This window comes from Streptosporangium sp. NPDC004631 (assembly GCF_053601935.1).
Genome location: NZ_JBSGCR010000028.1, coordinates 64490 through 77217, shown reverse-complemented (window position 1 = coordinate 77217; position 12728 = coordinate 64490). Strand labels below are relative to the sequence as shown.

10 protein-coding genes are annotated in these 12728 nt (G+C 73.5%); 3 read left to right on the top strand and 7 right to left on the bottom strand.

What is annotated here, in order from left to right; translation table 11 throughout:
- Positions 1-37 precede the first annotated feature (37 nt).
- Together ACWEF2_RS24620 and ACWEF2_RS24615 are read left to right on the top strand one after the other, a co-directional pair.
- Entirely contained in the window at positions 38-1180 is a 1143-nt protein-coding gene (locus ACWEF2_RS24620) for a Scr1 family TA system antitoxin-like transcriptional regulator (RefSeq protein ID WP_453818712.1), read from the top strand.
- Positions 1181-1271: 91 nt separating this feature from the next.
- On the top strand, positions 1272-2099 hold the full coding sequence (locus ACWEF2_RS24615; protein WP_453818711.1) for an SAM-dependent methyltransferase: 828 nt from the start codon (positions 1272-1274) through the stop codon (positions 2097-2099).
- On the opposite strand, the gene ACWEF2_RS24610 is transcribed toward ACWEF2_RS24615, so the two are convergent.
- A complete protein-coding gene (locus ACWEF2_RS24610; protein WP_453818710.1) occupies positions 2038-3201 on the bottom strand; it encodes a cytochrome P450 in 1164 nt (387 codons plus the stop codon). The genes ACWEF2_RS24615 and ACWEF2_RS24610 overlap by 62 nt on opposite strands.
- 237 nt (positions 3202-3438) lie before the next feature.
- Here ACWEF2_RS24610 and ACWEF2_RS24605 point away from each other — a divergent pair, with 237 nt between their 5' ends.
- Positions 3439-4095 carry a response regulator gene (locus ACWEF2_RS24605; protein ID WP_453818709.1) on the top strand — a complete coding sequence of 219 codons (657 nt, stop codon included), beginning with the start codon at positions 3439-3441 and terminating at the stop codon, positions 4093-4095.
- Here the strand turns inward: ACWEF2_RS24605 and ACWEF2_RS24600 are convergent.
- The 6 genes from ACWEF2_RS24600 to lanKC form a co-directional block, all read right to left on the bottom strand.
- Positions 4077-6083, bottom strand: a complete 2007-nt coding sequence (locus ACWEF2_RS24600) for a prolyl oligopeptidase family serine peptidase (protein ID WP_453818708.1) — start codon at positions 6081-6083, stop codon at positions 4077-4079. The genes ACWEF2_RS24605 and ACWEF2_RS24600 overlap by 19 nt on opposite strands.
- On the bottom strand, positions 6080-7771 hold the full coding sequence (locus ACWEF2_RS24595; RefSeq protein ID WP_453818707.1) for an ATP-binding cassette domain-containing protein: 1692 nt from the start codon (positions 7769-7771) through the stop codon (positions 6080-6082). The genes ACWEF2_RS24600 and ACWEF2_RS24595 overlap by 4 nt, the downstream gene beginning before the upstream one ends.
- A gap of 38 nt (positions 7772-7809) precedes the next feature.
- Positions 7810-9516, bottom strand: a complete 1707-nt coding sequence (locus ACWEF2_RS24590) for an ABC transporter ATP-binding protein (protein ID WP_453818706.1) — start codon at positions 9514-9516, stop codon at positions 7810-7812.
- A 124-nt stretch (positions 9517-9640) separates the two neighbouring features.
- Complete coding sequence (locus ACWEF2_RS24585; protein WP_355599213.1) at positions 9641-9772, bottom strand: SapB/AmfS family lanthipeptide; 132 nt, start codon at positions 9770-9772, stop codon at positions 9641-9643.
- Between the two features lie 32 nt (positions 9773-9804).
- Positions 9805-9933, bottom strand: coding sequence for a SapB/AmfS family lanthipeptide (locus ACWEF2_RS24580; protein ID WP_355599212.1), 129 nt, complete (start codon positions 9931-9933; stop codon positions 9805-9807).
- Complete coding sequence (lanKC, locus tag ACWEF2_RS24575) at positions 9930-12596, bottom strand: class III lanthionine synthetase LanKC (RefSeq protein ID WP_453818705.1); 2667 nt, start codon at positions 12594-12596, stop codon at positions 9930-9932. The genes ACWEF2_RS24580 and lanKC overlap by 4 nt, the downstream gene beginning before the upstream one ends.
- Positions 12597-12728 lie beyond the last annotated feature (132 nt).

Genomic DNA, 12728 nt, shown 5'->3' with positions numbered 1-12728 from the left:
TCATGTAGGGCACTATTTCCGAACAGGAGCTACCTGGGTGGCATATCTGGCCGACCGGCTGGGGGAGGCGCTGCGCCGGCGCGGCTACTCCACCCGTAAGGCGGCGAGGGCCCTCACCGACGCGGGACTCCAGACCACTCACGTCTACATCCACCAGTTGAGCAGGGGGCGGCGGACCAACCCGACCCTGGAGCAGCTCACAGCGCTCGCTGTACTGCTCCAGGTCCCTTTGGGGTGGCTCGCCGGGGACGACGTGCCCGGCCCTTTCTCTTCCGGCGACAGCGATTCGGCCCTCCCGGACATCGAGGAGAGGCCGATCCGCGTCGTCGGGCGGCTCGACGTCGACCAGCGCGCCGTTCTGGGCGAGCGGCTGCGACTCCTCCGGGAGACACGCGGGCTGTCTCCGGCGCAGGCCGGGGACATGGTCGACGTCGACGAGCGGGTGGTCACGTCCGTGGAGAACGGCGTCGCCGGGACCGAGACCCCACTCGACGACGTCGAGGCGCTGCTCACCCTCTACGGCGTGACCGCCCGCTTCCAACGGGAGGCGGTCTTGTCGATCGCCCGGGGCGAGCGTGCCCCCGGCTGGTGGGACGCGTCCGCCATCCCGCTGTGGGTGTCGGCGACGTTCGGGCTGGAGCAGCGCGCGGAGCTGATCCGCACCTACCAGCTCCAGTTCGTCCCCCCGCTGTTGCAGACCCCCGAGTACGCCGCGGCGGCGGTCCACGTCTCCCAGCATCCTCCCCCCGCCCCTGACTTCGTCGAGGTGGCGGTGGAGACGACGATGCGCCGGCAGGACGCGCTGGCGGGGAACGGCGGCCCGAGACTCTGGGCCGTCGTCGACGAGGCGGCGCTGATGCGGTGCATCGCCGGGCCCCGGGCGCAGGCCGAGCAGCTCGACCACTTGGTCCGCATGTCGAAGGAGCCCCATGTCACCCTGCAGGTGACCAGGCTGACCTCTCCCTATGTGCCGCGCTCGGCGCCGTTCACGATGTTCAGGTTTCCCGACGCGGAGCCGGTGGTGTCGGCCCATCAGTTCAACAACGACTTCGTGCTGGACGGCACGGACGTGGACGCCTACCACGAGGCGTTCGCCAGGCTGACGGTGGCGGCGTGCATGCCGGAGGAGACGGTGGACGTGCTCACGGAGGTCAGGAACGGGCTTCCCGCGCCGGCCTGACCCGGCCATCCGAGCGGCGCGCCGGCGAAACGATCTACGCTGGGCGGTTACCGGACGGCTCGTCCCGCCCCGCCAGCGAAGGTGATCACGCGTGAGTTTCGACACGACCAGGCCGCACCCGGCCCGCGTCTACGACTGGATGATCGGTGGCCGGGAGAACTTCCCGGCCGACCGCGAGGCCGCGCGGCAGATCCTGGAACTCAACCCCGATGTGCGCAGGTCGTTCCTGGAGAACCGCCGCTTCCTCGGCAGGGTGGTGGCCTACCTGGTGAAACGGGGCGTCCGCCAGTTCCTCGACATCGGCACCGGACTTCCGGCGAGCGGCAACGTTCACGAGGTGGCCCACGCGATCGCCCCGGACACGCGGGTCGTCTACGTCGACCACGACGAGATCGTGCTGGCGCACGCCCGCGCGCTCATGGCCGGGTCGGACAGGGTGCGCGTCGTCGCCGGCGACGCCACCAGGCCGCGGGAGATCCTCACCGGCCCCGTGGTGCGGGACTTCATCGACTGGTCGCAGCCGGTCGGCCTGCTGATGGTGGCGCTGCTGCACTTCGTGTCCGACGAGGAGGGCCCGGCGTCGATCGTGGCCGCCTTCCGGGACGCCCTGCCGGCCGGAAGCTTCCTGGCGATCTCCCACGGCGGGGTGGAGGGCTGGGAGGACCGCAAGGAGCAGATACGCAGGGCGTCGCAGGCGTACGTCCGTACCCGTGAGGAGATCGCCGGCCTGTTCGCCGGGTTCGACCTGCTGGAGCCCGGCCTGGTGGATGTGGCGAACTGGCGCCCCGCCGACCCCGATCCCGCCCTCACCGGACTGTACGGCGGTGTCGGGCGCCTCCCCGGCGGGGAGCGGTCCCCTATCGGAGGCCGACCGTCGTGGGCAGCGCGCGGAAGCCGCGCAGATTCGGCGAGTGCGTGAACGCGATGCCCGTCTCGTCGATGTCGTAGTGGTCCACGGCGGAGACCAGCTCCTCCAGGATGACCCTGAGCTGGAGACGGGCGAGGGCCGCGCCGAGACAGAAGTGCGGGCCCGACCCGAACGCGACGGCCTGGCCGGTGTCACGGGTCAGGTCGTAGCGGTCGGCGTGCGGGAAGACCCGGGGGTCACGGTTGGCGGAGGCGCCGAGCAGCACCACTCGGGCGCCGGCCGGGACCACCGTGCCGTGCAGCGGGGCGTCGCGGGTGAGCCGGCGGGCGACCATCTGCGCGGAGCCGTCGTAGCGGAGCGTCTCCTCCACCCACGCCCTGATCGCCCCCCGCCAGGCGATCTCCCGCTGCCCGGGGTGCAGCCACGCCTGGTACCAGGCGTTCGCCGCCAGCTTCGTCACCGACTCGTTGCCCGCCACGCCGATCAGCAGGAGAACGGCGACGATCTCGTCGTCGGAGAGCCGGTCTCCGCCGGCGCCGGCCGAGACGAGCGTACTGACCAGGTCGGCGCGCGCCCGGATCCGCCGGTCGGCGATCAGCCGCCGGTAGTAGGCGCCGACGGTGGCGGCGGCCTCCCAGAACTCCCCCGGCGCCTCGCTCTCCCCGTCGTACCGGGTGACGAGGACGTCGGAGAGGCGTGACATCTCCGCCCGGTCCTCCCCCGGGACGCCGAGCAGCTCGGACACGACGTCCCCCGGGATCGCGGCCACCACCCCGGCGAAGTCGAACGCGCCGGCCTCCAGAGCCGGAGCCAGGTGCCGCCGGGCGACGGCCCGTACGGCGGGCTCAAGGCCGGCCACCGTCGCGGGGGTGAAACCCCGGGAGACGAGCGCTCGCATGCGGGTGTGCCGGGGCGGGTCCATGGCGAGGAACCCCACCAGATCGGCGGCGTTCGCGTCCCACAGTTCCAGGGTGACGCCGTGGGCGCTGGAGAACAGGGCCGGATCGCGGAGCGCGGCCCTGACGTCGGCGTGCCGTGACAGCGCCCAGAAGTCCAGTTCGTCGTTGCGGTACAGCGGCGCCCGGTCGCGCAGCCACGTGTAGACGGGGTACGGGTTCTCCTGTAGCGCGTGGTCGAAAGGGTTGTAGAGCAATGGACCCCCACTCGGGCGCGGCGGACGTGACCCTCATCATGGGCGCGCCGGGTGCCCGCGGCAATGGGACGCCGGAGGCGGAGTTCGGCCGGGCGCCGACGATTAGGCGGCGCCTGAGGGGTAGGGCAACGGTTTCCGCGGCCTCCGCGGGTGGCCGGGCGCGGGTGGCCGGGTGACCGTCGCGGGGGAGACCGCGCCGGAGGGCGCGGGCACACAACCGAACAGGGGAGACGACCTGTGATAAGCGTCCTGATCGCCGAGGACATGCACCTCATCCGTGGAGCGATGGTCGCCCTGCTCTCCACCGAGCAGGACATCAAGGTGGTCGAGCAGGTCGGGCACGGTGACGACGTGGTGCCCTTCTGCCTGCGCCACAGGCCCGACGTCGCGCTCCTCGACATCGGGCTGCCCGGTACCGACGGTCTCGCGGCGGCCTCCGAGCTGAACCGCAGGCTTCCGGCGTGCAGGACGATGATGCTGACCGGCCTCGCGACGCCGGTGGCGCTGCGGCGGGCGCTGGACGCCGGGGTGCGGGGATTCGTCGTCAAGGACGCGCCCGCCGGGGAGCTCGCCCGGTGCGTGCGCCGGGTGGCCGGCGGTGAGCGGGTCATCGACCCCGAACTCGCCGTCGCCGCGCTCCACGCCAGGGAGAACCCGCTCACCACGCGCGAGCTGGAGGTGCTCACGGTCGCGGCCGAGGGGGAGCCGGTCGGGGAGATCGCCAAGCGGCTCTTCCTGTCCGGCGGCACGGTCCGCAACTACCTGTCGCGGATCCTCGCCAAGGTGGGCGCCCGGACCAGGGTGGAGGCCGTCACGATCGCCCAGGAGGCCGGCTGGCTCTGGCCCGACGACGTCAGCAGGATCGGCCTGGTCCGCTACCGGCCCCGCGCCTGATCCGCGAGCCCGGTGTGCCGGGCGAAGAAGGCGAGCATGTCGGCCGCCAGCCCCACGGACCGGCTGACCGCGCGGGCCCCGTGCCCGACGTCGCTCTCGTGGCGAAGCAGGACCGGGCGCGAGCCCGAGGTCGCGTGCTGCAGCGCCGCGCACATCTTGCGGGCGTGCAGGGGGTCCACCCGGGAGTCTCCGCCGAACGCGGCCAGCAGGGTCGCCGGATAGTCCACCCCCTGGCGGACGCGATGGTAGGGGGAGTAGCCCAGCAGCCAGCCCAGCTGCTCGGGGTCGTCGGCCGAGCCGTACTCCGGCCGCCAGGAGGGGCCCAGCCCCGACAGTTCGTAGCGGACCATGTCGAGCAGCGGCGCCGAGCAGACCGCGGCGGCGAACAGCTCGGGGCGCTGTGTCAGCGCGGCGCCGACCAGCAGCCCGCCGTTCGACTCGCCGCAGGCGCCCAGCTGCGCCGCGGTGGTCCAGCCGTCGGCGATGAGCCGTTCGGCCGCCGCCGTGAAGTCGTCGAAGACGTTCTGCTTGCGGTCGAGCATGCCGTCCCGGTGCCATTCGGCGCCCTCCTCGCCGCCGCCCCGGAGCTGGGCGAGCGCGAAGACCCCGCCGGCCTCGACCCAGGGCAGCACGTAGCCGGAGTAGGAGGGCGCCAGCGAGAGCCCGAACCCGCCGTAGCCGTACAGGATCGTCGGCCTGGGGCCGGTTCCCGGCCGCGCGAGCACCATCATCCGCACCGGTGTGCCGTCCGCCGAGGTGTAGACGATCCGGCGGGCCTCAAGTTCCGGCACCTCGACGGCGCCGGGCGCGGCGGCCCAGAGCGAGGTGTGCCCGGTGCGCGTGTCGTGGCGGTACACGCTTCCCGGCGTGACACCGTCGGTGTAGGTGAACCAGACCTCGTGCCCCCCCTCGGGCCGGGTGGCCATCCGCCCGGCGGAGCCGAGACCGGGCAGCGGTACCCGGCCGAGCCGTTCGCCGGTCGCCAGGTCGTGGACGTCCATCTCGCTGATCGCGTGCCGGGTCCTGCCGACCAGGAGCCTCGCGCCGCCGACGATCGCGAAGTCGCCGATCACCGCCTCGGGGTCCTGGCCGACCAGTTCGGCCCAGTCGCCGGGGGTGGGCCGCTCCGGGTCGGCGACGCACAGGCGCCCCCGGGGCGCGTCCAGAGTGGTCAGCAGGTACAGGCGGCCGTCGGGGCCGACGGCGGGCGCCGTCACCGCGCCCACCCCCTCCTGGACGACCCGCAGCACCGGGCGGTCGGCGGGGGAGGCCGACAGGTCGGCCAGCCAGAGGTCGTTGCCGCCGGGAGCCGCCGCCGAGATCGTCAGCCAGCGGCCGTCCGGGCTGATCCCCAGGCCGTAGGAGCGGTCGCCCGCGCAGATCACCGCGTCGTCCTCGGCGGATGTGCCGAGCCGGTGCAGGCGGACCTGGCGGGAGCGGACGTAGAAGAACGCCTTCCCGTCCGGCAGCCACGCCACCGGCGCGTATCGGCAGCGGTCGATCGGGCCGTCGACGACCTGCCCGGTGCCGACGTCCATGACGTACAGCAGTGAGCGTTCGTCGCCGCTCCTGGACACCTGGTAGGCCAGCAGGCGGCCGTCCGCGTCCGGCTGCCAGTGGTCGAGCGTGGTCAGCCCGCTGGGATCGAGCTCCACCGGGTCGATCAGCGCCCTCTCGGGCTGTCCGGGGGCCGAGACGTAGAGGACCGGGTGCTCCTGCGCCGCCGTACGGCGCAGCAGGAAGTGGCGCTCCCCGCGCCAGAGCGGCGAACTGACCGTCCCGGCACCGGTGAGCTCGGCCACCCGGGCGTGCCAGTCGTCGCGCCCGGGAAGCTCGGCGGCGTGGCCGCGCCACAGTTCGTCCTGGGCCGCCAGCCACGTCCGCGTCCGCGGGCTCGCCGGATCCTCCAGCCACCGGTACGGGTCGGGTACGGCGTGGCCGTGGAGCCGGTCGACGATCGGCTGCCGTTCGGCGGAGGGGTAGATCACGGCACCAGCTCCTGTGCGTCCGAGGGGTTCCAGTGGCCGGCCAGGTCCGCGTAGAGCGGGCAGGAGGCGAGCAGCTCCTCGTGCCCTCCCAGCCGGACGCTGGTGCCGTCCATGACGAGGATCCGCCGGGCCCGCAGCGCGGAGGTCAGCCGGTGGGCGACGACCACGAGCGTGCCGCCCCGGCGGGTGAACGCCTCCTCGGCGCGGGCCTCGGCCACCGGATCCAGGTGGCAGGTCGCCTCGTCGAGGATCATCAGGCGGGCGGGGGACAGGTAGGCGCGGGCCAGCGCGACCAGCTGCCGTTCGGCCGGCGAGAGCAGACCGGCGTGGATCTCGGCGGAGTAGCCGCCCAGCCGCGCCACCAGGGCGGTCAGGCCGACCGCGGTCACCGCGTCGTCCACCGCCCGCTGAGGCGCCGGGGCCAGGTAGGTCAGGTTCTCCAGCAGTGAGCCCCGCAGGATGTAGGACTCCTGGGGGATCAGCACCCGCCCGGCCGGGACGACCAGGCCGGCCGGGACACCGCCGACCAGTACCCGCCCGGCGCCCGGCGGCAGCACGCCGGTGACGAGTGCGGCCAGCGTGGACTTGCCGATGCCGCTGGGGCCCACCACGGCGATGTGGTCCCCGTCGGGGACGTACAGGTCGAGATCCGAGATCACCGGCTCGGCGTGCGGGCCGTAGGCGAACGTCACACCGTCCAGCTCCACCCCCGCGCCGGAGGGGGAGCGCAGCCCGGCCACCGGACGGGGAGGGCCACCGGACCGCAGGATGCGCTCCAGCGCCACCCGCAGCCGGACCCCGCTCATCCCCAGCCCCTGCACCAGGTTGCCGAGCGCCGGGGCCAGCGACTGCGTGACGTAGACCAGTGCCCCGAGGATCACCCCGGCCCCGGCTCCCTGCCGGAGCAGCCAGGGGGTGCCGACCAGGATCAGCAGGACCGGCAGCCGGCCGCCCACCGTCAGCGACACCGTGCGCAGCGCGGTCACCCGGGCGAGCGCGCGCGCCGCGCCGGCCTGCTCCACCACCCGGCGGCCGACCGAGGCGGCCACCCGGTCCCCGGCCCGGCAGGCGGCGATGTCGCGCAGCCCGCCGGCCATGGCGGCGAACGACTCGGCGGTGTGCTCGTCGGCCACGATGAAGTCCCGCTGCCGCCGGACCAGGGTGGGCAGCGAGAGCAGGAAGAGGCCGAGACCGGCGGCGAACGGCGGCAGGACCAGCACGAGCACCTGCGGGATGAGGGTCGCCAGGCCGAGTACGACGCTCACCGCGGTGAACACGAAAGACCTGACCACGGTGATGACCGAGGCGAGGGCGTCACGGGCCAGCTCGACCTGGAGGTTGGAGCGCGCCACCGCCGCCGTGCCGGGTCCCCGTCCCGCCGTGGCCGAACGGCGCAGCGTGCCCTCCACGACGTGGTGGAGCAGATCCTCGCGGAACGGCTCCACGATCGAGGCGACGGCGAGCACGACCTGGCGCGCGCCGACCGCGGCCACCAGCCAGGCGCCACCGAGGACGGCCAGCCACGCGAAGCCGGTGGCCAGCCGTCCCGCGGCGAAGCCCTCGTCGATCGCCCGCGCGACGGCCAGGCCGACGACGAGGGCGGGCGCGGTCTCCGCGACGGACCAGGCGCCGAGCCTGAGCAACTGGAGGGGATCTCGCCCGAGCGCTCTGAGGACCGGGCGGTTCACCGGGTGCGGCCCCCGGAAAGGGGCGTGGTGGCGGCCCTTCACGGGACCCCCGGCTGCGGCGAGGATCCCCGCGGGGGCGGGACGGCCTGGAAGACGGCCCGGTAGTCGGGGTTCCGCCAGAGTGTGAGGTGCCTGTCGTAGGCGCGCACCCGGCCGCCGTCCAACCAGACGACCCGGTCGGCCGCGGCCGCGGTCGCGGCCCGGTGGGCCACGATCAGGCGGGTACGGTGACGCAGCTCGCCGGAGAGCGCCCGGCCGACCTGGCGTTCGGTGACGGTGTCCAGGCTGGAGGTGGCGTCGTCCAGGACGAGCAGGCGTTCCCCGTGCGCGAAGGCGCGGGCCAGGCCGAGACGCTGCCGCTCCCCGCCGGACATCGGGGCGTCGTCCAGAGGCGTGTCATACCCCCGGGGGAGCCTCCGTACGAAGGCGTCGGCGCACGCCGCGTGGGCGGCGGCCCGCACGGTCCCGGGGTCCGGGTCGGCGCGACCGAGGCCGATGGCGTCGGCGACGGTGTCACCGACCAGGACGGGGCGTTCGAAGGCGTAGCCGACGGCCGCGCCCAGCGCCTCGGCGGAGAGCGCGCGCAGCGGCACGCCGTCGAGGGTCACCTCTCCGCGGTCGGGGTCCACCAGACGGCCGGCGAGGGCGGCGAACAGCGACTTTCCCGACCCCGACCGGCCGACCACGGCCACCGAGCATCCGCCGGGGACGACCAGGTCGATCTCGCCCAGGCCGTCCGAGGTGACGCCGCGCAGCTCCAGGGTGCCCGGGCCGGGGGGGAGCGGGTGCCCGCCGTACGGCACCGGCCGCTCGGCGACCAGTTCGGTGACGCGTCCGGCGGCGGCGCGCGCCCGGGCCAGGCGGTTGACGTATCCCAGGGCCGCGCCCATGCCGGCCCCGAGCGCGACGTAGCGGGCGGCGGCGTACAGCTCGCCCACCGTGAGGTCTCCCGAGGCCAGCTGCAGGCCGCCCACGCTCAGCACGGCCACCTCCAGCAGCGGCACCACGGCCCCCGCCCGCACACCGGCCAGCGCGTTGGCGCGCCACATGTCCATGGCGTGCAGGCGGAGCAGCGGGAGGGCGGTCAGCACCCGGTCCCTCTCCCGGTCCTCCGTGCCGGCCGCGGCGATCGTGCGGGCTCCGGCGAGGGCGTCGACCAGGCGGGCCGCGATGTCCCCCTGCGCCCTCTGGTAGTCACCGGCGATCGACGTGGTCGTGTGGAGAAAGGCCCGCAGCACCAGCGCGATGAGGACGAGGCCGGCGAGGAGGGTCAGGGTCAGCCAGGGGTCGATGAGGGTGAGCGCCACCACGCCGCCCACGGTGGGGACGATCAACGCGGCCCCGGTGACGATCGACTCCGGGGCGTGCCCCACCTCCTCGGCGTTCACCCCCATCCGGGTCACCAGGTCCCCTTCGGCGAAGCGGCGGGTCATCGCGGGCCCGACCCCGAGCACGTGCCGCAGGACCCGCAGGCGCAGCCACTGAGTGGCCTGCGCCCCGCTGCCTCCGGCCGCCTGGACGCCGAGAACGTCGCAGATCGCGGTCAGGGTCACCGCGGCCGCGCAGGCTCCGAGCCAGGTTCCGCCCGCGGGGTCGGCCGCCGCCAGGCCGTCGACCGTCCTGCCCAGCAGGAACGGGATGGTGAGTTCGGTGAACGCCCCGGTGAAGGAGGTGAGCGCCAGCACGTACAGCCAGGGACCGCCGTTACGCACGGTCTGCGTCACCAGCCGATCTGCCGTCCGCACCGGTCCTCCTTCGTGGATGGGCACTGGGGGCCTTCGCGCCTGAGCGGACCCGGGGAGAGGTCGTGGCGGAAAGGGTGGTGCCCGGGACGGCCGCCGTCGCCGGCCGTCCCGGGCACCCGGCCGGCTAGTGGCAGAGCACCACGCTGAGGTTGCTCGGCGCGTGAGACTGGCAGCCGAGGACGGTCAGGGTGCTGCCGCCGCCACCGCCGTGGCCGCCGCCGGGGGTCTCCAGGGTCTGCAGGTCGAGAAGGATCATTGTGTGCCTCGTTTTCTGGGGTGAGGGATCGGTTAGTGGCAGAGGACGACGCTGAGGTTGCTCGGGGTGCAGGACTCGCAGCCGAGAACGGTGAGAGTGCTGCCGCCGCCGTGTCCGCCCCCGGTCGGGGCTTCCAGGCTCTGGAGGTCGAGAAGTATCATGTGGTCACACCTCCTTCGGTGGCTCGTGGGAGTGAATGGGAGTGAAGTCGCCCGGCGGATTCGTGCACAGGCGGTGCCGTGCCAAGGACGCCTGTGCCGCCGGGCGGCCCGGTGAAGGGCAGAAACACCCGCTCGTCGTGGAGCGCGGTGCTCATCGCGAACAGCACCCCGGCGGTGCCGGTCGCGAAGTCCATGGAGAGCCGGAGCAGCTGGTCGCCGGGGAAGGCCAGCCCGCCGCCGTACGGCAGCGCGTGCCAGTCCAGCCCGCGGATCTGGCCGGCCAGATCGGTGCCGGCGGCCGGGGGGGTCACGTCGGGGTCCGCTCCCAGGCCCGTGGCCATGGCGGCGATCATGCCGCTCCGGCCGGTGAACAGGCCGGGCTGCACGTAGTAGCGTCCCCGGGTGACGCGCCGGCAGCCGTCCAGCGCCGTCCGGAGGTCCTCGTCGTCGCGGTGGGACAGATAGCGGGCCAGGACCAGGCCGATGCCCACCGACCCCTCGTCCAGGTAGGGCAGGACGCGCCATCCCTGGGTGACCTGGAGTGAGCCGTCCTCACCCGTGGTGCACCGTCGCAGGTCCTGGCGGAGCGCCACGGCCGCCCGGTCGAGCAGGGCGGTGTCACCGGTGCGCTCGTAGGCGTGGAGGAAGAGCAGGGCGGGTCCGGCCGAGCCGTACATCAGCCCCGCGCGGGGGTTGGCGCCGCCGCTGATCTCCGGCACGTCGCCGGGGCCGCCGAGCCGGTCGGCGCAGACGCCGGCGATCCGGTGCGCCAGGTCGACGAGCTCCCGCTCGCCGGTCCGCTCGCCCAGATGGAACAGGTTCAGCCCGATCCCCGCCAGGCCGCCGGACAGGCCGAGCTCCAGCGACTCCCACTTCTGCCGCAGGCAGATCCGCACGAGGTCGAGCGCGTCCTGACGGTGTCCGAGCAGGTCCAGGACGTGGGCCACGCCGTGCAGCCCGTCGTAGAACCCGATGCCCGTCCCCGGGGCCGGGGCCAGCGCCCTGCGGCGGAGCCACTCCTCGTGCTCGGGGAGGCTGCCGGCCCCCGCCGACTTCAGGGCGTACAGCACGCCCGCCGCGCCGTGGGCGAGGTTGACGCCCCCGCCCGGCCTGAACTGGGCCACGTCGCCGGGGAAGAGACGGTCCTCGCGGTCGGGGGTGGCGCTCGCCAGGATCGCCCGGGTCATCGCCTCCCTGACCTCCGGCCAGCCGGCACGGCCGGGTTCGGGGGTCGGCCGTACCGTCGCGGGGCGCGGGCCCTCGATGGTCCGCACGGCCTCCGCGATCACCTCGGGGGCGACGGGGAAGGTCCTCGTGATGAGCTCGGCCAGCCGGCGGACCTTGGCCCGGTCAAGCGGGAGCATGATCGTGAGCTGGGGGGCGAACAGTCCCAGGCACAGGCAGGCCAGGGCGTAGGCGTCGACGTCGACACCCTGCCGGTCCGGCGGGGCGCCGAAGGCCGGATGGCCGAGGGCGGCGCGACCGCGGTCCGCGGCGAGGGTCGCCACCTCGTAGTCGATCAGGACGAGGCGCCCGGCGGGGGTGAGGAGGATGTTGTTGGGGTGCAGGTCGCCGAAGACGACCCCGCGCCCGTGCAGGGACTCGACCGCCTGACGTACCCGGGGAAGCACGTCGAGCACCCACGAGGTGTACGCGGCGAGGGTCTCGTCGTCGCAGTCCGCCCGGGTCAGGGGATACCGCTGCACCAGGAGCCGTTGCAGCGGGCCGGCGTCGACGAACTCCTGCACCAGGAAGTGGTGGTCGCCGAGCGTAAAGTAGTCGATCAGCGCGGGTACGGCGTCGAGCCCGGACAGCCGCTCCAGCATGTCGCGCTCGTGCGTCAGCCGCGCCACGGCGTCCCGGCCGGCGGCGTCGAGCCCGGCGTGCGGGCGGCCCTCCTTCAGCACCACCCGCTCGCCGGTGCGCACGTCCCGCCCGAGATACACGCCCCCGCCGTTGGAGAACTGCATGACGCTCTCGACCTCGTACGGCAGGCCGGTGGTGGTGACCGCGTTGCGGGCCGCCAGATGGGGCCGGAGAAACTCCGGCAGCGTCACCCAGGGGGGCACGGTGAAGGCGGGTTCCCGCACGTCGGGGACCAGCCGCCCGTCGCCGTCCTCGATGGCCAGCACAAGCTCGCCGTTCTCGCCCAGGCAGCGCTGCGGCACGAAGCCGCCGTAGCGGACGAAGAGCGGGCCCTCGCCGTAGCGGAGGTCGCTGAGCACGTACGGCCCCTCGACGCCCCTCAGCGACTCGTCGAGCTCCTTCAACGTGAGCTCAAGCCCGTCCTCGTCCAGCGGATAGATCGTCACGAGTTTGCCGCTGGAGCCGCGGTCGGCGGCCTTGGAGTTCAGCATGGTCATGACCGGCAGGCTCCGCAGGAACTTGAACGGGATGTTCCGCGGCACGCAGTAGTCCCACACGGCCTCCAGGGCGCGCTCGGCGTCCCCGGCGCACGCCGAGACGTGGATCTTCCAACCCTGTGACGGCATCCGCGCGCCGAGGGGCGCGTAGTGCATCCAGGTGTCGGTCGCCTGGTGCGCCCAGCCATCGGGGACGGCCCTGGCGGCCGGTGGAAAATCGGGGTGGTCGCCCCGGTGGCCGTCGAGAGTGTCGTAAAAGAGTGGATCCGCGAGGCAATAAAGCTCATATTGGTCATTCACGGCAATCTCCCTGCTGTCTTCCAGAAGAGAGAATTCCGGATAACCCGAGAAATGACTAGTTACAAACCCCACTACTCGTGCATGCGAAAATCACAGATTTAATCATGAATGTGTGCTTTACCTGCGGTTTTG

Excerpts from the sequence above, each read along its gene's own strand:
- ACWEF2_RS24585 (WP_355599213.1), bottom strand. The coding sequence starts at position 9,772 with ATGATCCTTCTCGACCTGCAGACCCTGGAGACCCCCGGCGGCGGCCAC.
- ACWEF2_RS24580 (WP_355599212.1), bottom strand. The coding sequence starts at position 9,933 with ATGATACTTCTCGACCTCCAGAGCCTGGAAGCCCCGACCGGGGGCGGA.